The sequence below is a fragment of the Pantoea sp. MHSD4 genome (assembly GCF_021043305.1).
Lineage (GTDB): Bacteria > Pseudomonadota > Gammaproteobacteria > Enterobacterales > Enterobacteriaceae > Pantoea > Pantoea eucalypti.
Map to the genome: position 1 here is coordinate 17,561 of NZ_JAJNDH010000001.1, position 19,321 is coordinate 36,881.

Below are 19,321 nucleotides of genomic sequence, written 5' to 3' on the forward strand. Positions count from 1 at the left end.
AGGCGGTATTGCAGTAATATTTTTTTCTTATGATGAGTCGCGGTGGCGCGGCTGCTATGCCATTGCCAGTGAAAACCGGATGCTGATAAAACAGCACCCGGTAACCCTCAGAAATTCCAGTCTTCATCTTCGGTTTCGACCGCTTTACCCATCACATAGGAGGAGCCTGAACCGGAGAAGAAGTCGTGGTTCTCGTCAGCATTGGGTGACAGCGCCGACAGAATGGCCGGATTTACCGCCGTCAGCTCCGCCGGGAACAGCGCCTCGTAGCCCAGATTCATCAGCGCTTTGTTGGCGTTGTAGTGCAGGAAGGTTTTCACCTCTTCCACCCAGCCGACATCGGCATAGAGCGCCTCGGTGTAAGCCACTTCATTCTCATACAGCGCCAGCAGCAGATCATAGGCGAACTGCTGCAGCTCTTCGCGACGCAGATCGTCAGCCGTGGCCAGCGCCTGCTGATATTTGTAGCCGATGTAGTAACCGTGCACCGCTTCATCGCGAATAATCAGGCGAATCAGATCGGCAGTGTTGGTCAGCTTGCCCCGGCTCGACCAGTACATCGGCAGCCAGAAGCCGGAATAGAACAGGAACGACTCCAGAAAAACGCTGGCGATCTTCTTCTTCAGCGGATCATCCGCCTGGTAGTGTTCCAGGATGATGCGCGCCTTGTTCTGCAGCGGTACATTCTCTTCGCTCCACTGATAGGCGGCATCCACATCCTGCGTATTACACAGAGTTGAGAAGATAGAACTGTAAGAGCGCGCATGGACGGCTTCCATAAAGCTGATGTTCGACAGTACCGCCTCTTCGTGTGGCGTAATAGCATCGTCCATCAGTCCCGGCGCGCCGATCACGTTCTGGATGGTGTCCAGCAGCGTCAGGCCGGTGAAGACCCGGATGGTCAGTTGCTGCTGCTGTTTATCCAGCGTCTGCCAGGCGGGCAGATCGTTAGAGAGCGGCACCTTCTCTGGCAGCCAGAAGTTGCTGGTGAGACGGTTCCATACCTCAAGATCTTTCTCATCCTGAATCCGGTTCCAGTTAATCGCCTGAATTTGTTTAAGTTTCATCGTTTTCATTACAGGGAGCATGAGACGCAGCCCTGAACCTCCGTGCCCTGAAGCGCCATCTGACGCAGTCGAATGTAATAAAGCGTTTTGATCCCTTTTTTCCACGCGTAAATCTGCGCTTTGTTGATGTCGCGGGTCGTGACGTCATCGCGGAAAAACAGCGTCAGTGACAGGCCCTGATCGACGTGCTGAGTCGCTTCTGCGTAAGTATCAATAATCGCTTCCGGCCCAATCTGATACGCATCCTGATAGAGGTGGAGATTCTCATTGGTCATAAACGGCGCGGGATAGTAGACGCGACCAGTTTTACCCTCTTTGCGGATCTCAATAGGGGAGACAATCGGATGGATGCTGGAGGTGGCATGATTGATGTAGGAGATCGAACCGGTCGGCGGAATCGCCTGCAGGTTCTGATTAAACAGCCCGTGCTGCATCACTGCATCACGCAGCGCCTGCCAGTCCGCCTGGGTCGGCAGTGTCAGTCCGGCATCGGCAAACAGCGTCGTCACCCGTTCAGTGCGCGGCAGCCATTCCCGCTGCAGATATTTATCGAAGTAAACGCCGCTGGCGTATTGCGAATCCGCAAAGCCGTCGAACGTCTTCTGATGCTCCTGCGCCAGTTGATTAGAGGTGCGTAGCGCATAGTAGGTAATGCAATAGAAGTAGAGATTGGTGAAATCCAGCGCTTCCGGTGAGCCGTAGGCGATGCCTTCCCGCGCCAGATAGCCGTGCAGGTTCATCTGACCCAGCCCGATGGCGTGCGAACGGCGATTGCCTTCGGCGACCGACGGCACCGAGCCAATCTCGCTCATCATCGACACCGAGGTCAGGGCGCGAACCGCCACATCCACGGTGCGCGCCAGATCGCGCGAATCCATGGCATGCGCAATATTCAGGGAGCCAAGATTACAGGAGATATCTTTGCCGATGCGGCGATAGCTCAGGTCATCATGGTACTCGCTGGCGCTGTTCACCTGCAGAATCTCAGAGCAGAGATTACTCATATTGATGCGACCGGCAATCGGGTTGCTGCGGTTCACGCTGTCCTCATACATGATATAGGGATAGCCCGACTCAAACTGAATCTCGGCCAGCGTCTGGAAGAAGTCGCGTGGCTGAATATACGTTTTACGGATGCGATCATCCGCCAGCATCTCGTCATACTTCTCGCTGATACTGATATCGCCAAAGGCCTGACCGTAAATCCGCTCAACATCATAGGGCGAGAACAGCGCCATGGGTCTGTTCTCTTTTGCCAGCTGAAAAGTGATATCAGGAATAACCACGCCCAGCGACAGCGTTTTGATGCGGATCTTCTCGTCGGCATTTTCGCGTTTGGTATCCAGAAAGCGGAAAATATCGGGATGATGCGCATTAAGCCAGACTGCGCCGGCGCCCTGACGCGCACCAAGCTGATTCGCATAGGAGAAGGCATCTTCCAGCATTTTCATTACGGGGATAACGCCCGACGATTGATTTTCAATACGTTTAATCGGCGCACCAGACTCACGCAGGTTCGACAGTAAAAAGGCGACGCCGCCGCCGCGCTTTGACAGCTGCAATGCCGAGTTCACTGCGCGACCAATCGACTCCATATTGTCTTCGATGCGCAGCAGGAAGCAGGAGACCAGCTCACCGCGCTGCTGTTTGCCGCAGTTCAGAAAGGTCGGCGTTGCGGGCTGGAAACGGCCGCTGAGGATCTCCTCCAGCAGCGCTCGTGCCAGCGTTTCATCGCCCTGAGCCAGTGTCAGTGCCACCATGCAGGCGCGCTGTTCGAAGGTTTCCAGATAGCGTTTGCCGTCAAAGGTCTTAAGGGTATAGCTGGTGTAGTACTTCCAGGCGCCCAGAAAAGTTTTGAACTCAAATCCCCACTTCTCCGCCACCTCATGCAGCTCAAGCAGAAAATCAAAATCGTACTGATTCAGCACATCCGCTTCGTAATAGCTCTCCGCCACCAGATAGCGTAAACGCTCGGCGTTGCTGGAGAAGGGGACGGTATTAGGTTGCACATGCTGCAGATAAAACTGACGTGTCGCTTCGCGATCCTTGTCGAACTGGATACGGCCGTCAGCATCGTAGAGGTTCAGCATGGCATTGAGGGCGTGATAATCGAGCGTCACGCCGTTGAGGGTATCTGTTGTTGCCAAAATTGGGTTACTCCCGCTTTAACTTTCGCAATATCGTCAGGCGTTCCCATTAGCTCGAAGCGATAAAGACAAGGAACCTGACATTTTTTTGCAATGATGCTGCCCGCCAGGCAGTAACCGGCACCGAAGTTACGGTTGCCTGCTGCGATCACGCCACGAATACCACGGCGGTTCGCCTCATCATTAAGAAACTGAATCACCTGACCGGGCACTGCACCGCGACTGCTGCCACCGCCATAGCTGGGTACCACCAGAATATAGGGCTGGTCGATATGCAACTGATCACGGGCATCAAGCGGGATGCGCCAGGCGGGCAGGCCGAGGCGCGTGACAAACCGGTGGGTGTTTTCCGACTGGCTGGAAAAATAGACCAGCGGGAACATGCGCTTAGCCCCCGACGGCAGAAAGCGATCGCAGAGTGGCGATCTTGTCCGGGCGGAAGCCGCTCCAGTGATCGTTATCTGCCATCACCACCGGCACCTGGCGGTAACCCAGTGATTTCAGGTTGTCGATCGCTTCCGGCTGGCTGTCGAGATTGATTAACTGATAGGCGAGACCCTGACGGTCCATCGCATTTTTGGTCGCCGTGCACTGGACACAGTTATCTTTAGTGTAAATAATAATGCGCATGATTCGTATTTCCCTCTGTGTGCGGTTCTGATGCCCGAAAACAAAGCTGACGCGACAGGTTGCGGGCTTCATTGTGACGAACAGCAGGTGTCGTGCTGATGAGCTAAATACTAGATGTAGTGTTTTTGATGGTCAAGCCCACCAGATATAGGGTTTTATGATTTGTATTTGCGCAACAGAGGAAAAGCCAGCAGGGATGCGCCCTGCAGCCTGGAAAAATCTTTTGTAAATGTCGCTGGCCGCAAAAAAGGCAAAAAAAAGCCCCGCACAGGGCAGGGCTCAGGGGATTTCTCAGCGCTTAGCTTAGCGGCGTGAAGCCAGCAGTACGCCCACGACGATACCGAATGCGGCACCGATACCTACACCGTGCCATGGCTTGTCATGGACATAGGTATCAACCTGAGCGGAAGCATCACGCGCAACCTGTGAAACACGGTTGCTGCCGCCGTTCAGTTTAGAGCGGGTCTGTTTCAGCAGTTTCTCAGCCTGACTGCGGGCTGAGTCCACTTCGTCTTTGGCGTCACTGCCGTAAGATTTCAACAGCGCTTCCAGTGAATCGGCCAGTTCGTTAACGTCCTGATTGATATCAATGTCATCGTTTTTTACAGTGCGATTAAACATTTTTTAGCTCCCTTTGATTTAAAAACGTAATACTAGTGTAGACGACCTTGAGATTAACGAGACGCGGGAGTGTTCTTTAGGGAAAATTCCGAATGCCCACTCTGTCATGCTGTTGTAAGGTTGCGAAGCTTTTGAAAGAGGAGAGGATCGAGCATGTATTTACGACCGGATGAGGTAGCGCGCGTACTGGAAAAAGCGGGTTTCGAAGTCGATGAAATTACCCCACGGGCCTATGGCTATCGCCGTGGAGAGAACTACGTTTATGTGAACCGCGAAGCGCGCATGGGGCGCATGGCTTTAGTAATTCACCCGACACTGAAAGAGAAGAGCCAGCCGTTCGCTGAACCCGCTTCAGAAATGAAGACCTGCGATCACTACACCCAATTCCCTCTCTACCTGGCGGGTGATTCACAGGAACATTACGGCATCCCGCACGGATTCAGTTCCCGCATGGCGCTGGAACGCTATATTCAAAGCGTTTTCGGCTAACGCATCAGGCCCCGCCGCGACGGGGCTCTGAACGGCCTTTCCATCCTCCCTGTTTCCTGCCGTTGCAATTACCCGCTGTGACGCGTATAAAATTGTCCGCTATAGATGTTTAGACGTCCATACGGATAAAAAAGATGAGCGAACAGCCAACTCCCTCGCAGGAACAATTTAAACGCACCATGAAAGTGCGCCATCTGGTGATGTTATCGCTGGGCGGCGTGATCGGCACTGGCCTGTTTTTTAACACCGGCTATATCATTTCTACTACCGGAGCGGCGGGTACGCTGCTTGCCTATCTGATTGGCGCGCTGGTGGTCTGGCTGGTGATGGTCTGTCTGGGTGAACTCTCTGTGGCGATGCCGGAAACCGGCGCGTTCCACGTTTACGCTGCGCGTTATCTCAGTCCGGCAACCGGCTATACCGTGGCATGGCTCTACTGGCTGACCTGGACGGTAGCCCTGGGCTCCAGCCTGACGGCGGCGGGCTTCTGTATGCAGTACTGGTTCCCGCAGATTCCGGTATGGATATGGTGCCTGGTCTTCTGCTGCGCCATCTATCTGCTGAACGTCATCTCAACCCGCTTCTTCGCCGAAGGGGAGTTCTGGTTCTCGCTGATTAAGGTGGTCACGATCGTCGCCTTTATCGTGCTGGGCGGCGCAGCGATGTTTGGCTTTATCCCGATGAAAGATGGCACGCCCGCGCCCGGTCTGAGCAATCTTACCGCGCACGGCTGGCTGCCCAATGGCGTACTGCCGATTCTGATGACGATGGTGGCGGTGAACTTCGCCTTCTCTGGCACCGAGCTGATCGGGATTGCGGCCGGTGAAACCCAGCAGCCGGAGAAAGTGCTGCCGCTGGCGATCCGCACCACCGTGGCCAGGCTGATCATCTTCTTCATCGGCACAGTCTTTGTGCTGGCGGCGCTGATTCCGATGGATCAGGCTGGCATCGTAAAAAGTCCGTTTGTGCTGGTGTTCGAAAAGATCGGCATCCCGTATGCGGCTGACATCATTAACTTTGTGATCCTGACTGCAATCCTGTCAGCAGCCAACTCCGGCCTTTACGCATCGGGCCGTATGCTCTGGTCGCTGGCCAACGAAAATACGCTGCCGCGTGCCTTTTCCCGGGTGAACAAGCGCGGCGTACCCATGCTGGCAATTACTGTCAGCATGGTGGGCGGTTTGCTGGCGCTGGTTTCCAGCGTGGTTGCGCCAGACACGGTGTTTGTGGCGCTGTCGGCTATCTCTGGCTTTGCGGTGGTCGCGGTCTGGCTCAGCATCTGCGCCTCGCATTTTGTTTTCCGTCGCCGTCACCTTCAGCAGGGCAAATCGCTGGCCGATCTGGCTTACCGCGCGCCGCTCTATCCGCTGACGCCGATTCTGGGCTTTCTGCTCTGTCTGCTGGCCTGTGTTGGTCTGGCATTCGATCCAACTCAGCGTATCGCGCTATGGTGTGGCATCCCGTTTGTCCTGTTCTGCTACGCCGCATACCATCTGACCCACAAATCATCCCCGAAGCCTGAGGAGGCCAAAGATGTCGCATAACCCTGTCGCGCAGGCTTTAACAGAGTCACCATTGCTGATTCTGGATGGCGCGCTGGCCACCGAACTGGAAGCCCGCGGCTGCCATCTGGCCGATGCGCTCTGGTCAGCAAAGGTGCTGATGGAAAATCCTGAGCTCATCTATCAGGTGCACTACGACTATTTTGTCGCCGGTGCGCGTTGTGCCATTACCGCCAGCTATCAGGCGACGCCGCAGGGCTTTGCCACACGTGGTCTTGATGAAGCGCAGTCACTGGCGTTGATCGCCCAGAGCGTCGAGCTGGCGCGCCGCGCACGTCAGGACTATCTGGCGGTCCGGCCCGATGCGAAAACGCTGCTGGTGGCGGGATCGGTGGGGCCATATGGTGCTTTCCTGGCGGATGGTTCGGAATATCGCGGTGACTATGCACTGCCGGAAGCGGAAATGATGGCGTTTCACCGTCCGCGCGTGCAGGCGCTGCTGGCGGCGGGTGCCGATCTGCTGGCCTGTGAAACCCTGCCTTCGTTTGCGGAAGCGCAGGCACTGGTGAAGCTGCTGGCTGAATTCCCGGAAGGCCGCGCGTGGTTCACGTTTACGCTGCGTGATGCCGGGCATATCAGCGACGGCACGCCGCTGTCAGAGGTGGTGAGCTGGCTGCATCAGCAGCCGCAGGTGATAGCGCTGGGGATCAACTGCGTAGCGCTGGAGAGCGTAACGCCAGCGCTGCAGCAGTTGCAGAGGCTGACCGACAAGCCGCTGGTGGTCTATCCCAACTCCGGCGAGCAGTATGATGCCAGCAGCAAAACATGGCATTCCGCGCCGTCGGGCTGCACGCTTCACGACAAGCTGGATGAGTGGCAGCAGGCGGGCGCGAAGCTGATTGGCGGCTGCTGTCGCACCTCACCCAACGACATCGCGGCTATCGCCCGCGCTTGTCAACCGCAATAAGCTGGCTGAATCGGGCGATGATAGCCCGATTGAGACAAAGAAGGCGGTCTACACTTTGAGCACTGATCACTCTGTGGACCCCTTCATGAAACAGCGAATTCTGGCTCTGGCCGCCGCGCTGCTGCTTAGCGGCTGTGCCACCATTGTCGGCACTGAAACCCAAATGGTGCGCATCGACTCTCTGCCGCAGGGCGCGCGCTTTACCGTGCAGGATGAGCGTGGCTACGCAGTTGCGCAGGGTTTCACGCCGCAGACCGTTGAGCTGGCAAAATCCACCGGCCGCTACTTCGGCAAAAAGCACTATCTGCTGATGCTGGAAAGCCCGGGCTACGTGCCGGTTACAGTGCCTATCGAGGCTCGCGCTAACCTCTGGTATCTGCTGGGCAATATCCCATTAGGTGGATTCCCCGGCTGGTTGCTGGTCGATCCTTTCTATGGCGGCATGTACGACCTCAAGCCGGAACATCCACGTCCCTTCATGAATCCGGTTGGCGCGCGCGGCTGATCACTGCGCGGTCGGCTTCACCATTCCGCCTGGCGTTTTATGGCGTTCCAGATACTGATGCTGGAAAATGCACATGCGGATGGTGTTGCGGTACTCCCCATTAATGAAAAATTCATGTTTAAGCACGCCTTCGATCTCGAAGCCGAGCTTGGTATAGATATGGATCGCTTTCTCGTTTTCCTGATCGACAATCAGGTAGAGCTTATAGAGATTGAGAACCGAAAAGCCGTAATCCATCGCCAGCTTTGCCGCCTGGGTTGCCAGCCCTTTGCCCTGATGCGCCGGATCGATAATGATCTGAAATTCAGCGCGGCGGTGCACATGGTTAATCTCCACCAGTTCCACTAATCCCGCTTTCTGCCCGCTATGCTCCACCACAAAGCGGCGTTCCGTCTGATCATGAATGTGCTTGTTGTAGAGATCGGACAGCTCCACAAACGCTTCATAGGGCTCCTCAAACCAGTAGCGCATCACGCTGGCGTTGTTATCCAGCTGATGGACAAAGTGCAGGTCTTCCCGCTCCAGTGGACGCAGTTTTACCGTCATCGCCTTTTCCTCTCATGAAATAGTTGCCGCGAGTATACCGCATCAGCCTGGCGCTGCGTTTTGTGCAGTCGTATAGGGGCGCTGCTTTATCGTACAACCGACAATAGCGTAGCGTGGCAATCAAGATGGCTGTGAGAGAACCACACACCGTCCGGCAGGAGAGAAGAGGGGTTAATGCCGATTAAGAGGCGAGTTACGAAATGCGCGACGAGTGAAACAGCGCCGGACGGCAGATTAACGCCGTCCGGCCGGGTTTCAGGCAGAGATCTGTTCGATGATGCGGCCCTGCGCCATGCGCACCGCGCGATCGCACATATGATCGATAACATCGGGATCGTGGCTGACCAGCACCATTGTCAGACCATCCTGCTGTTTCAGATCGTTGAGCAGGTTGAGGATCTCCGCCTGCACTGACATATCCAGTGCCGATGTCGGCTCATCCAGCAGCAGGATCTTTGGCTGCAGCAGCAGGGCGCGCACGATGGCGACGCGCTGACGCTGACCGCCGGAGAGCTGATGTGGATAGCGATCTGCCAGTGCAGGATCGAGTCCGACGTGACGGAAACCCTGATCGATACGATCGTTGATATTCTCGCGTTTCAGCAGCTTCAGCGGCTCCGACAGGGTGCGACGCAGCCGGTGACGCGGATGCAGCGAGGCATAAGGGTCCTGGAACACCATCTGCACTTCCTGACGCAGCGCACCGGTAAAGGCTTTGCCCGGCTGAACAGTATGACCGGCAAGCTGCATCTGGCCCTGCCAGTGTGGGTTCAGACCTGCCAGCACCCACAGCAGTGACGATTTGCCGCAGCCCGAAGGACCCACCAGACCAAAACACTCGCCCGCGTTAACCTCAAGATTAACCTCATGCACCACGGTGCGAAGGTCATAACCCTGTTTGTGGGCGACGCTGAGATTGTGTAACTCAATCATAATTCGCCTCCAGCGCAGCGCGATCCAGCACCGGTAAAGTCTGTCCGTGGGTCGCTTTACCCGGACGGCAGGCCCACAGTGTGCGGGTGTAAGGATGGGTCGCGTGAGGCAGTTCAGCGGCGGGCAGCGTATCCAGCAACCGGCCTTTGTACATCACCATCACCCGCTCGCAATGTTCCGAAACCTGCTGCAAATCGTGGCTGATCAGCAGCAGACCCATGTTACGCGCTTCCACCAGACCGCGAATCAGCGCCAGCACCTGATCGCGCATGGCATGATCCAGTGCAGAGGTGGGTTCATCAGCGATCAGGAAGTCAGGATCGGTGATCAGTGCGATTGCCAGCATCACACGCTGGCCCATGCCGCCCGAGAGCTGATGCGGATACTGCTGCATCAGCCGACGCGGATCGGGCAGGCCGACCGCATCCAGCATCTCACACACTTTCTCTTTGCGCTCGGCACGGCTCAGGCGGCGATGCAGGATCAGCGGTTCTTCCACCTGCCAGCCAATGGTGCGCGTCGGATTAAGAGCATATTTCGGGTCCTGCATCACCATCGCCACGCGGTTACCGCGCAGCTGGTTCCAGTGACGCTCACTCAGCGTCAGCGCATTCTCACCTGCCACCTGAAGCTGGCTGGCCTGCAGATGCAGCGCGGGCGAGAGCAGTCCCATCAGGCTGCGGGCGGTCAGTGACTTCCCGGAGCCGGACTCACCGACCAGCGCCACACGTTCGCGGCCCACGGAAAAGCTGATGTTATCGACCAGCAGCGCTTCATCACTGCGAATGGTCAGCCCTTCGGCAAGGAGCAGATTATTTTGCATGACGGGTATCCAGTCGGTCGCGCAGGCCATCGCCTGTCAGATTAAAGGCCAGGCTGGCAAACAGAATCGCCGCACCCGGTGCAGCCGCAACCCACCACTGATCGAAGATCACTTTACTGCCTTCGGCGACCATTGAGCCCCATTCAGCCGTCGGCGGCTGAACGCCCATACCGAGGAAACCGAGTCCGGCAGCAGCCAGGATAATCCCGCCCAGGCTTAGCGCAGCGCGGACCACCGCCGTGGGCATGCAGAGCGGCAGGATATGACCGAACATCAGGCGAAAGCCCGTAATGCCCTGCATCCGCGCAGCGGCGAGGTAATCGCTGCGGCGCAGTGCCAGCGTTTCAGCGCGTGCCTGACGGGCAAACGGCGGCCAGCTGGTCAGTGCCAGTGCCAGCGCGCCGTTCATCAGGCCAGGGCCGAGAATCGCCACCAGCGCCAGCGCGATCACCAGGTTGGGCAGCGACAGGAAGATATCGGTAATGCGCATCAACAGGCGTTCGGTCCAGCCGCCAACGTAACCGGCGGTGATGCCGATCAGCAGTCCGGCCGGAATAGTCAGCACCAGAATCAGCGATACCAGCAGCAGCGTAGGGCGTGTGCCGTAAATCACGCGCGACAGCAGATCGCGGCCAAAGCCATCGGTGCCAAACCAGTGCTGTGCTGACGGCGCCAGCAGGCGGCTCGACATGGTCTGCACATTCGGGTCGAAAGGTGCAATCAGCGGTGCCAGCAGCGCCATCAGGATAAGAATCGCGACCAGCGTCAGGCCAACGGTTAACGAGGTCACGCGTTGACGGCGACGGCGTGGCCGTAGCGTTTCGGGTTCAGAGAGTTGTTGCGTCATCGGGTTCTCGGATCGGTTAACCAGGTTAAAACATCTGCCAGGGTGTTAATCAGGATAAAGCAGCTGCCAATCAACAGGGTTGAGCCCAGAATCGCCGGCACATCGCCGGAGAACAGCGCATTGGTCATATATCGACCCACTCCCGGCCAGGCGAAGACGGTTTCGGTTAGCACCGAGCCTTCCAGCAGCGTGGCGTAGGAGAGGGCGATCACCGTAACCAGCGTGCCCAGCACGTTAGGGAATATATGGCGCAGCAGGATGCGCACCCGACCGGCACCTTTGGCACGCGCCAGCACCACATACTCTTTACTGCTCTCTTCCAGCAGCGCCGCACGCAGCAGGCGGGTAATGCCCGCCATCGCCAGCAGACCGAGAATCACCACCGGCAGCCAGAGGTGCGCAATCGCGTTGCGGAACATCTCCGGTTCACCTGAGAGCCAGCTGTCGATCAGCACAAAGCCGGTTTTCGGCTCAAGGGTATAGACCCAGATATCATCCAGTCGTCCCGGTCCGGCGGACCAGTGCAGCACCGCATAAAAGAGCAGCAGACCCAGCAGGCCGAGCCAGAACACCGGCACCGAGTAGCCCAGCAGCGAGATAAAGCGGGCGAGGTTATCGATCCAGCTGCCCGGTTTCCAGGCCGCCAGCAGCGCAAGCGCGACGCCGAATACCACCGCGAAGATCATCGCGCAGGTCGCCAGCTCAATGGTGGCCGGGAACGTGGACATCAGATCGCCACTCACCGACTGATTGGTCAGACGGGAGACACCCAGATCGCCGTGCGCCAGATGTTCGACATAGCGCCAGAACTGCATCAGCACCGGCTCGTCGAGACCCAGGTCATGACGCACCTGCGCGTAAGTCGCTTCACTGGCGTGATCGCCGGCAATCTGCTGCACCGGATCAATCGGCGACAGATGCGACAGCATAAAGGTGAAGGCAAGCAGGCCAAGCAACGTGACCAGCAGCGACAATACGCTACCGATCAGCCGTCCGCCACGCTGCCAAAAAAGCCGGGCGAACCCGGCTGAAGGGACAGACTGTGCCATTACTTAGTAACCTGCGAATAATACACCATGTCAGGGTTGATACCCTGCACGTAGCCTTTCAGGTTGTCGCGCAGGGCGATCAGGTTCTTCGCCTGCATCCCAATCACGTAAGGTGAATTTTTCATTACTTCACGCTGCATTGCTTCATACAGCGCCACGCGTTTTTTCGGATCGCTTTCTGCTGTCGCCGCAATCACCTGCTTGTTCAGCTCAGGAATATGCCAGTCTGAACGGTAAGCGATGGTTTTGCTGCCATCTTCCGGGTTGTAAGCAAACGAGGCGGCATTGGTATTGGGATCGAAGTAGTCAGAACCCCAGGCGTTCAGCGTCGCTTCATATTTATGCGCTTTCACATTGGTCGACACTTCTGAGCTCAGGCCCGGCACCACTTCCACTTTCACGCCTGCTTTGGCGAAGCTGCCCTGCAGCGCCTGTGCGATATCCAGATAAGGCGGCTGGTTGCTGGTAGAGAGCTTGAAGGTCACGTTGCTCAGGCCCGCTTTCTTCAGAATCGCTTTGGCTTTTTCCGGATCGTAGCTGTATGGCGTGTCGTTGATTGCGCCCAGGAAGCCCTTCGGCAGGAAGCTCTGATGCACGTCAAACTGGCCTTTCAGCAGTTCGTTGGCAATACCTTTGTAATCCCACAGGTAGCGTGCTGCTTCCCAGAAGGCCGGATTCTTCATCGTCTCGTTTGCGCCGATGTTGAACTGGATGTAGTAGAGCGACGCCATGGGAATCGCTTCCGTCTTCACGCCTTTCTTGCCGTTCAGCGCAGCGATCTGATCGGCACCCAGGTTACGGGCGATATCGGCATCGCCCTGTTCCAGCAGCAGACGACGCGCAGCCGGTTCCGGTACGTTTTTGATCAGGATATTTTTCATCTTTGGCGCGCCCGCCGGTGAGGTCGGGTTAGCGCTGAGCAGTACCACCTGATGCATCACCACTTTACGGATCTGATACGGACCGCTGCCCGCAGAGTGAGTTGCCAGCCAGGCGTTACCAAAATCGCCGTTCTTCGCGTTCGCCATCGCGGTTTTTTCATCAATGATGGAAGAAACCGGGGCAGAGAGCAGGCTCAGCACGTAGGTCGGGCTGACGTTAGCCGTCCAGCTAATCTGCACGTGATTGTCGTCGACCTTCTTCAGGAAGCCGTCGACGTTATCTTTAGTCCAGCCAAGCTGTGTCAGGATGAAAGAGGGATCGAGGTTCAGCTTTACCACGCGGCCCAGCGAGAAGATCACATCTTCCGGACGCAGTGGGTTGCCGGTAGAGAATTTCGCATCTTTGCGCAGTTCAAAGGTCAGGCTGCGGTTGTCGCTGCCGGGCTGCCATGAGGTCGCCAGAGTAGGCTTCAGGTCCACCGGGTTCTGCGGATCGGACTGGACCAGACGCTGATAGATGTTTGTAAAAGCCTGAACGCTGGTCAGTTCAAACCCTTTGGCCGGATCGAAGCTGTCGGCGTCGTCAGTAGATTGTGCAATTACCAGCGTATCTTTTGGTGTTGCGGCCTGTGCTGTGAAGGCGCCAGCCAGCGTCAGCGCCAGCAGTGATGGAATTATAGTTTTCATGAAATTTCCTTGCCTCTAAAAAGTTACGCGAGTTTACGAAAGGGCCGGTGTGAAGAATAGTCGAATATGGGCTAATCATATGCCAAAAGGTTATAAGGGTTACCTGCTGGTTATAAGAAGATCGCCACTCTGTTAACGAAGCGGTAAGCTGAGCAGAAACAAAACCTCAACGAAACCATTATTCAGGTTATTATTGCTTTACCGCAGCCAGACGCTCTTTATAATGGCTGCAGATAATTTCAGGAGAATTCAGTTGGACAGTGATACCCGATTAACTTTAATTCTGGCAAGCTGAATTTTCTTTGCTGCTTGCCAACCGGCGAGCAGCGATCCCCGCTTTAATTAACGATCGCGCTCCTTTTTTAAATCCTGTCATTCACAGGAGTGCGCGTTATGCTGCTGTTTATATTCGCTCTTTTTCCTCCGCCCCGATTGGCGTAGCGCAGGCTACGCCCGATTGACGATCTCAGACTTTCAACATGCTGCGTTTAACCGACGTCGGCTAATCCTGTGCGCATCATTATTTTGCGTGCAGGCGGAATAACGTGATTATTCCTGAAGGTCACCGCATTAAATAACCCGGCTTCGCCAGGTTTTATCCATGCACCTTATTTTGCGTGCAGGACAACTATTGCTTTAAATCAGGGAGATGTCGAAATGAGCGACATGAAACTGGAGCAGGTTGCGATCACTTCATCCGGCAACCGTAACGATAAAAAAAGTAAAAAAATGTTTGCTGTGGCACAGCAGGCAGGCCAGCACGTTGAGACGACGCTGGCAAACCTGCGCAGTCACCATCAGGGCCTGACTCAGGCTGAAGCGGCGAAACGCCTGAGCCTGTACGGCCGCAATGAAGTCGCGCATGAGAAAGCGCCACCGGCGCTGATTCAGCTGCTGATGGCGTTTAATAACCCGTTTATCTACGTATTGCTGGTCCTGGCGCTGGTGAGTTTTGTAACGGACTACTGGCTGCCGCTGCGCGCCGGTCAGGAGACCGATCTTTCCGGGGTGATCATCATCTGCACCATGGTGATGCTGAGCGGGCTGCTGCGCTTCTGGCAGGAGTTTCGCACCAACCGTGCGGCGCAGGCGCTGCAGTCACTGGTTCGTAGCCAGGTTACCGTGCTGCGGCGTGAGGCGGACAGCGAAACCGCACAGCGCCAGGATGTGGATATGAGTGAACTGGTGCCGGGCGATATCATTCTGCTCAGCACCGGCGACCAGGTGCCAGCCGATGTGCGCCTCCTGAGTTCACGTAACCTGTTTATCAGTGAAGCGGTGCTGACCGGCGAGTCGCTGCCGGTTGAGAAACACAGCAGTGAAGCGGGTATTGACGGCACAGGCCAGACTGCTAAAGAGCTGCTGGCGTCAGCGAATATCTGCCTGATGGGTACCAGCGTAGCCAGCGGTACAGCCAGCGCCGTCGTCGTCGCGACCGGTGGCGAAACCTGGTTTGGCTCGCTGGCCTCATCGCTGACCGGAAGCCGTCCGCAAACTGCATTTGATCGCGGGGTGAATAGCGTCAGCAAACTGCTGATCCGCTTTATGCTGGTGATGGTGCCGGTGGTGCTGCTGATAAATGGCTTCACCAAAGGTGACTGGATGGATGCCACGCTATTTGCACTGGCGGTTGCGGTCGGGCTGACCCCGGAAATGCTGCCGATGATTGTCAGCGCCAACCTGGCCAAAGGCGCAATTGCGATGTCTCGTCGCAAAGTCATCGTTAAAAAGCTCAATGCCATTCAGAACCTTGGGGCAATGGACGTGCTCTGTACGGATAAAACCGGCACGCTGACTCAGGACACCATTCTGCTGGCGCATCATCTGGATGCACAGGGCAATGAAGATGCTCAGGTCCTGCTGCTGGCATGGCTGAACGGCAGCAGCCAGAGTGGCGCGAAAAACCTGATGGACCGCGCCGTACTCAGCGCGGGCGATAAAATCATTTCGCAGTCTCTGCGCAGCCAGTTTCAACTGGTGGATGAGTTGCCGTTTGATTTTGATCGCCGCCGGGTTTCAGTGCTGGTGGAAGATCTGGCTCAGCATCGTTCACAGCTGATCTGCAAAGGCGCAGTCAAAGAGATGCTGGCGGTAAGTATCGCCGTGCGCAAGGGCGATGCGGTCGTTGCACTGGATGCGGCGCAGCGAGCGGCGCTGCTGACACAGACCGAACACTATCATCAGCAGGGTTATCGTGTGCTGCTCGTGGCAACCCGTGATGAGGAGCTGCGCGCGCCGCTCAACGACAGTGACGAGCGCGATCTGGTTATTCAGGGCATGCTGACCTTCCGCGATCCGCCAAAAGCCAGCGCGGGTAAAGCGATTAAAGCCCTGCGCGACAGTGGTGTGGCGGTGAAAGTGCTGACCGGCGACAACCCATTGGTGACGCTGCGTGTCTGTGCCGATGTCGGACTGACCGATCCGGCGATGCTGACCGGCGATCAGATTGAGGCGATGAACGATGACGAACTGGCGCAGGAAGTGGAACGTTGCACGCTGTTTGCCCAGCTTACGCCGCTGCAGAAATCACGTCTGGTGCGGCTGATGCAGCAGAATGGTCACACCGTCGGTTTCCTGGGAGATGGCATTAATGACGCGCCTGCACTCCGGGCGGCGGATACCGGGATTTCCGTGGACAGCGCGGCAGATGTGGCGAAAGCCTCCTCGGACATCATCCTGCTGGAGAAAGATTTACAGGTGCTGAATGAAGGTGTCCTCAAAGGACGCGAGACCTTTGGCAACATCATCAAGTACCTGAACATGACCGCCAGTTCCAACTTCGGCAATGTTTTCTCGCTGCTGGTGGCCAGTGCTTTTATTCCGTTTTTGCCGATGCTCTCCATTCATCTGCTGATTCAGAACCTGATGTATGACATTTCCCAGCTGGCACTGCCGTGGGACAAGGTTGACCGTGAGTTTCTGAATAAGCCGCGTAAATGGGATGCCGGCAACATTAAACGCTTCATGCTGTGGATGGGGCCGACGTCGTCAATTTTTGACGTCACGACCTTTGCGCTGATGTGGTTCGTTTTTGGCGCGAATCATGCGGGCGTGCAGTCGCTGTTCCAGTCCGGCTGGTTTATCGAGGGATTGCTGTCACAGACGCTGGTAGTGCATATGCTGCGTACCCGGAAGATTCCGTTTATCCAGAGTCGCGCCACCTTACCGGTGATGCTGACCACGCTGACGATTATGGCGCTGGGCATCCTGATTCCGTTCTCACCGCTGGGCGCGATGGTCGGTCTGGTGCCACTGCCATGGCAATACTTCCCGTGGCTGGTGCTGACGCTGTTCAGCTACTGCCTGGTGGCGCAGGGAATGAAACATGTCTACATCCGCAGGTTTGGTCAGTGGTTCTAGGGAGGAGAAGATGAAAAAAGGCAGGCTCGATAAAGTTTTTGTCGGCGTGATGATTATCGGCTTAACTCTGATTGCGCTGACGGTCGTGGTGCGATGATAGCGTTGTAAAACTGCGAACATTAAAAGGCAGCGAGGCGACTCACTGCCTTTTTTATTAATGGGCGATTACTCTTCGTCGCGCTCACGGCTGGCACGCTGGCGTTCGTAATATTCATCCTCTGCAGTGATGATCTCATCCATCAGCGAATCCATATCAACCACGCGCTCCTCTTCCACAAACTCTCCGGTAAGCGGCGTTTCTGGTGTGAGCTTGCCATCCTCATACAGCAACCAGATCTCTTTGGCATAGCGCGTCTTAAGCAGCTGCGGAGCGAACTGACCATAGTATGAAGTGATGTTGTTTACGTCACGTTCGAACATCGACTCGGCATGGTTATTGGCCGCCGCATCAACCGCCTGGGGCAGGTCAATAATCACCGGTCCCTGATCGTCCAGCAGCACGTTGAACTCGGATAAGTCACCATGCACGATACCTGCACAGAGCATGCGGACGATGTTACGGATCATGGTGTTGAAATCGGTGATTGCCTGCTCTTCGGAGAGCATGACATCGCTGAGGCGAGGCGCAACCGCACCGTTGGCGTCAGTTACCAGCTCCATCAGTAACACACCGTCGATGCAGAGATAAGGCTGCGGCACACGAACACCGGCGTTAGCCAGGCGGAACAATGCGTCTACTTCGGCAGTCTGCCAGGACTCTTCCTGCTGCTTACGGCCAAATTTCGTGCCTTTCTGCATGGCGCGGGCGTTACGGCTGTTGCGGGTTTTACGTCCTTCCTGATACTGCACCGCCTGCTTGAAGCTACGCTGAGTCGCTTCTTTATAGACTTTGGCGCACTGCACCTTGCCGCCGCAAAGCACGGTATAGACGTCTGCTTCTTTGCCGCTTTTCAGCCGCTGCAGGACATCGTCAATCAGGCCGTCATCGACCAGTGGCTGGATTCTGTTTGGGATTTTCATGCGGCTTTATACCTTATTTCACCCACTTTTCGTATCAATTTGCGATGATGGAAATATTGGCAATGACTGAACAAAGAATCTGATTCTACCCTGGAATGTGGCTTTATGGGGATGATCCTTGATGACCAGCGTGTTTGACCTTTGTTTTTTCATAAACAATGGATTAGCTGGAAGAGCAGGGCAGTTTTGTCTGCACGAGTATCGTTTTCTGGCCACTGCGCACAGCTGGCAGGGATGATGTGTCCGGGGAAAAACCTGTAGAGCAGACCGAAGCGGTCTGTCAGGCCAGCATCCTGCTCACAGAAAACTGGCCCACCTGCGGGATTATTTCAGGCTTTTAAGCACGTTAACCGTGCTGTCGATGTCGATCTCATCTTCAGAGAAGGTCAGCGTGGTTCCCTGGAATGTGGTGACCGCCAGCTTTTTCAGCGAGCGCATTTCATTCGCTTTCGTGTCGGATTTCGGCCGGATGTTATTCAGCAACAGGCCGACTGACAGCACCGCGTTCTCTTTATCGACACCGGCATCGACCGGGACTTCTTCGCTGTAGACCAGGTAAGATTTAATCGAGGTGATCTTCAGCCGCTCGCCTGCGATATAGATGTATTTACTTGTCGGCGCGACTTTCACCGCATAGGCAGATAAGCCTTTGTTGTTGGTGGTGGGTTCAAAGGTCACCGCCGCATCTTTTTTGATCAGGTCAGGGTTGGCGACCTTAATCACATGAAAATAGCGGTTATCGCCGTTTTCATCTTTGATAAAGCCAAAACCTTTATCTTCAAACCACGTTGTGATCGTTCCGTTCATCGCCATTTTTGCCTGCTTAATCTACTCAGTTTTTTACAGCGCGCAGTGTAAAACACAATGCCTGCACAGACTATATAAGTCTGGATGATAATTTTCAGCTGCGCCAGGGAGCGACGGTATGACGCTCACTCGTCTGGCGATGAGTAACAGTTACTCGTTGCCCCAGCGGTTCAGGAACTCCGCGATATCATCAATACGCTGCTCATCAATGCCGGCTTCACGCGCCATATCCTGCTGCGACGCTTCACTGATCTCTTCGTTGTTCATCAAACGGGTGATCAGCAGCTGGAAGTAATGGGCCAGCGGGGTACGTTCAGCTTCGCTCACGGGCTTAGCAGACTCCGTCGCATACTCATCTGCGACATCATAATATTTGAGAGAAATTTCGTTATTCATAGGGTGTCCGCAGCGTTGAAGTTACGTTAAGGCCTCACCGTCGT

General features: G+C 55.9%; 20 protein-coding genes. 6 read left to right on the forward strand and 14 right to left on the reverse strand.

All coding sequences use genetic code 11. The features are described from left to right. Positions 1-107 precede the first annotated feature (107 nt). From nrdF to LQK91_RS00100, 5 genes are all read right to left on the reverse strand, one after another. Positions 108-1,067, reverse strand: coding sequence for a class 1b ribonucleoside-diphosphate reductase subunit beta (gene nrdF, locus LQK91_RS00080; RefSeq protein ID WP_003850367.1), 960 nt, complete (start codon positions 1,065-1,067; stop codon positions 108-110). An 8-nt stretch (positions 1,068-1,075) separates the two neighbouring features. Continuing rightward, positions 1,076-3,214 carry a class 1b ribonucleoside-diphosphate reductase subunit alpha gene (gene nrdE, locus LQK91_RS00085; RefSeq protein WP_078804706.1) on the reverse strand — a complete coding sequence of 713 codons (2,139 nt, stop codon included), beginning with the start codon at positions 3,212-3,214 and terminating at the stop codon, positions 1,076-1,078. Continuing rightward, a complete protein-coding gene (gene nrdI, locus LQK91_RS00090) occupies positions 3,184-3,597 on the reverse strand; it encodes a class Ib ribonucleoside-diphosphate reductase assembly flavoprotein NrdI (RefSeq protein ID WP_003850364.1) in 414 nt (137 codons plus the stop codon). Before nrdI ends, nrdE begins: the two co-directional genes overlap by 31 nt. 4 nt (positions 3,598-3,601) lie before the next feature. Further along, positions 3,602-3,844: a glutaredoxin-like protein NrdH gene (gene nrdH / locus LQK91_RS00095; protein WP_003850362.1), complete on the reverse strand. Its 243-nt coding sequence runs from the start codon at positions 3,842-3,844 to the stop codon at positions 3,602-3,604. A 303-nt stretch (positions 3,845-4,147) separates the two neighbouring features. Next, positions 4,148-4,465: a DUF883 family protein gene (locus LQK91_RS00100; protein WP_003850361.1), complete on the reverse strand. Its 318-nt coding sequence runs from the start codon at positions 4,463-4,465 to the stop codon at positions 4,148-4,150. 153 nt (positions 4,466-4,618) lie between these two features. On the opposite strand from LQK91_RS00100, the gene LQK91_RS00105 reads away from it, so the two are divergent. From LQK91_RS00105 to LQK91_RS00120, 4 genes are all read left to right on the forward strand, one after another. Beyond that, complete coding sequence (locus LQK91_RS00105; protein ID WP_003850360.1) at positions 4,619-4,954, forward strand: DUF2002 family protein; 336 nt, start codon at positions 4,619-4,621, stop codon at positions 4,952-4,954. Between the two features lie 134 nt (positions 4,955-5,088). After that, positions 5,089-6,498, forward strand: a complete 1,410-nt coding sequence (mmuP, locus tag LQK91_RS00110) for an S-methylmethionine permease (RefSeq protein ID WP_008926759.1) — start codon at positions 5,089-5,091, stop codon at positions 6,496-6,498. Next, positions 6,488-7,423, forward strand: a complete 936-nt coding sequence (gene mmuM / locus LQK91_RS00115) for a homocysteine S-methyltransferase (protein ID WP_105098872.1) — start codon at positions 6,488-6,490, stop codon at positions 7,421-7,423. Before mmuP ends, mmuM begins: the two co-directional genes overlap by 11 nt. A gap of 85 nt (positions 7,424-7,508) precedes the next feature. Further along, positions 7,509-7,928 carry a hypothetical protein gene (locus LQK91_RS00120; RefSeq protein WP_003850357.1) on the forward strand — a complete coding sequence of 140 codons (420 nt, stop codon included), beginning with the start codon at positions 7,509-7,511 and terminating at the stop codon, positions 7,926-7,928. Here LQK91_RS00120 and speG read toward each other — a convergent pair whose 3' ends face one another. From speG to LQK91_RS00150, 6 genes are all read right to left on the reverse strand, one after another. Beyond that, positions 7,929-8,474, reverse strand: a complete 546-nt coding sequence (gene speG, locus LQK91_RS00125) for a spermidine N1-acetyltransferase (protein WP_003850356.1) — start codon at positions 8,472-8,474, stop codon at positions 7,929-7,931. It lies immediately after the preceding gene. Between the two features lie 255 nt (positions 8,475-8,729). Next, positions 8,730-9,407: an ABC transporter ATP-binding protein gene (locus LQK91_RS00130; RefSeq protein ID WP_105098873.1), complete on the reverse strand. Its 678-nt coding sequence runs from the start codon at positions 9,405-9,407 to the stop codon at positions 8,730-8,732. Continuing rightward, complete coding sequence (locus LQK91_RS00135; RefSeq protein ID WP_003850354.1) at positions 9,400-10,230, reverse strand: ABC transporter ATP-binding protein; 831 nt, start codon at positions 10,228-10,230, stop codon at positions 9,400-9,402. The genes LQK91_RS00130 and LQK91_RS00135 overlap by 8 nt, the downstream gene beginning before the upstream one ends. After that, positions 10,220-11,077 carry an ABC transporter permease gene (locus tag LQK91_RS00140; RefSeq protein WP_003850353.1) on the reverse strand — a complete coding sequence of 286 codons (858 nt, stop codon included), beginning with the start codon at positions 11,075-11,077 and terminating at the stop codon, positions 10,220-10,222. Before LQK91_RS00140 ends, LQK91_RS00135 begins: the two co-directional genes overlap by 11 nt. Then, a complete protein-coding gene (locus LQK91_RS00145; RefSeq protein WP_003850352.1) occupies positions 11,074-12,126 on the reverse strand; it encodes an ABC transporter permease in 1,053 nt (350 codons plus the stop codon). The genes LQK91_RS00140 and LQK91_RS00145 overlap by 4 nt, the downstream gene beginning before the upstream one ends. Continuing rightward, positions 12,126-13,694, reverse strand: coding sequence for an ABC transporter substrate-binding protein (locus tag LQK91_RS00150; protein WP_008926756.1), 1,569 nt, complete (start codon positions 13,692-13,694; stop codon positions 12,126-12,128). Before LQK91_RS00150 ends, LQK91_RS00145 begins: the two co-directional genes overlap by 1 nt. A 657-nt stretch (positions 13,695-14,351) precedes the next feature. Between LQK91_RS00150 and mgtA the strand changes: the two genes are divergently transcribed. Then, positions 14,352-17,054: a magnesium-translocating P-type ATPase gene (gene mgtA / locus LQK91_RS00155; RefSeq protein ID WP_105098874.1), complete on the forward strand. Its 2,703-nt coding sequence runs from the start codon at positions 14,352-14,354 to the stop codon at positions 17,052-17,054. Beyond that, the gene (gene mgtU / locus LQK91_RS21980; RefSeq protein WP_008926754.1) at positions 17,020-17,151 is read left to right on the forward strand and encodes a magnesium transporter protection protein MgtU; all 132 of its coding nucleotides are present in this window, start codon (positions 17,020-17,022) and stop codon (positions 17,149-17,151) included. Before mgtA ends, mgtU begins: the two co-directional genes overlap by 35 nt. Before the next feature lie 68 nt (positions 17,152-17,219). Here the strand turns inward: mgtU and LQK91_RS00160 are convergent, their stop codons facing one another. The 3 genes from LQK91_RS00160 to LQK91_RS00170 form a co-directional block, all read right to left on the reverse strand. Beyond that, the gene (locus tag LQK91_RS00160; protein WP_003850345.1) at positions 17,220-18,074 is read right to left on the reverse strand and encodes a PA4780 family RIO1-like protein kinase; all 855 of its coding nucleotides are present in this window, start codon (positions 18,072-18,074) and stop codon (positions 17,220-17,222) included. Between the two features lie 324 nt (positions 18,075-18,398). Continuing rightward, positions 18,399-18,887 carry a cold-shock protein gene (locus tag LQK91_RS00165; protein WP_003850339.1) on the reverse strand — a complete coding sequence of 163 codons (489 nt, stop codon included), beginning with the start codon at positions 18,885-18,887 and terminating at the stop codon, positions 18,399-18,401. A 144-nt stretch (positions 18,888-19,031) separates the two neighbouring features. After that, on the reverse strand, positions 19,032-19,277 hold the full coding sequence (locus LQK91_RS00170; RefSeq protein ID WP_003850337.1) for a YmjA family protein: 246 nt from the start codon (positions 19,275-19,277) through the stop codon (positions 19,032-19,034). Positions 19,278-19,321 lie beyond the last annotated feature (44 nt).

Coding starts and splice junctions, on each gene's coding strand:
- nrdF (WP_003850367.1), bottom strand. CDS start 1,067: ATGAAACTTAAACAAATTCAGGCGATTAACTGGAACCGGATTCAGGAT.
- nrdI (WP_003850364.1), bottom strand. CDS start 3,597: ATGTTCCCGCTGGTCTATTTTTCCAGCCAGTCGGAAAACACCCACCGG.
- nrdH (WP_003850362.1), bottom strand. CDS start 3,844: ATGCGCATTATTATTTACACTAAAGATAACTGTGTCCAGTGCACGGCG.
- LQK91_RS00100 (WP_003850361.1), bottom strand. CDS start 4,465: ATGTTTAATCGCACTGTAAAAAACGATGACATTGATATCAATCAGGAC.
- LQK91_RS00105 (WP_003850360.1), top strand. CDS start 4,619: ATGTATTTACGACCGGATGAGGTAGCGCGCGTACTGGAAAAAGCGGGT.
- mmuP (WP_008926759.1), top strand. CDS start 5,089: ATGAGCGAACAGCCAACTCCCTCGCAGGAACAATTTAAACGCACCATG.
- mmuM (WP_105098872.1), top strand. CDS start 6,488: ATGTCGCATAACCCTGTCGCGCAGGCTTTAACAGAGTCACCATTGCTG.
- LQK91_RS00120 (WP_003850357.1), top strand. CDS start 7,509: ATGAAACAGCGAATTCTGGCTCTGGCCGCCGCGCTGCTGCTTAGCGGC.
- speG (WP_003850356.1), bottom strand. CDS start 8,474: ATGACGGTAAAACTGCGTCCACTGGAGCGGGAAGACCTGCACTTTGTC.
- LQK91_RS00130 (WP_105098873.1), bottom strand. CDS start 9,407: ATGATTGAGTTACACAATCTCAGCGTCGCCCACAAACAGGGTTATGAC.
- LQK91_RS00135 (WP_003850354.1), bottom strand. CDS start 10,230: ATGCAAAATAATCTGCTCCTTGCCGAAGGGCTGACCATTCGCAGTGAT.
- LQK91_RS00140 (WP_003850353.1), bottom strand. CDS start 11,077: ATGACGCAACAACTCTCTGAACCCGAAACGCTACGGCCACGCCGTCGC.
- LQK91_RS00145 (WP_003850352.1), bottom strand. CDS start 12,126: ATGGCACAGTCTGTCCCTTCAGCCGGGTTCGCCCGGCTTTTTTGGCAG.
- LQK91_RS00150 (WP_008926756.1), bottom strand. CDS start 13,694: ATGAAAACTATAATTCCATCACTGCTGGCGCTGACGCTGGCTGGCGCC.
- mgtA (WP_105098874.1), top strand. CDS start 14,352: ATGAGCGACATGAAACTGGAGCAGGTTGCGATCACTTCATCCGGCAAC.
- mgtU (WP_008926754.1), top strand. CDS start 17,020: ATGTCTACATCCGCAGGTTTGGTCAGTGGTTCTAGGGAGGAGAAGATG.
- LQK91_RS00160 (WP_003850345.1), bottom strand. CDS start 18,074: ATGAAAATCCCAAACAGAATCCAGCCACTGGTCGATGACGGCCTGATT.
- LQK91_RS00165 (WP_003850339.1), bottom strand. CDS start 18,887: ATGGCGATGAACGGAACGATCACAACGTGGTTTGAAGATAAAGGTTTT.
- LQK91_RS00170 (WP_003850337.1), bottom strand. CDS start 19,277: ATGAATAACGAAATTTCTCTCAAATATTATGATGTCGCAGATGAGTAT.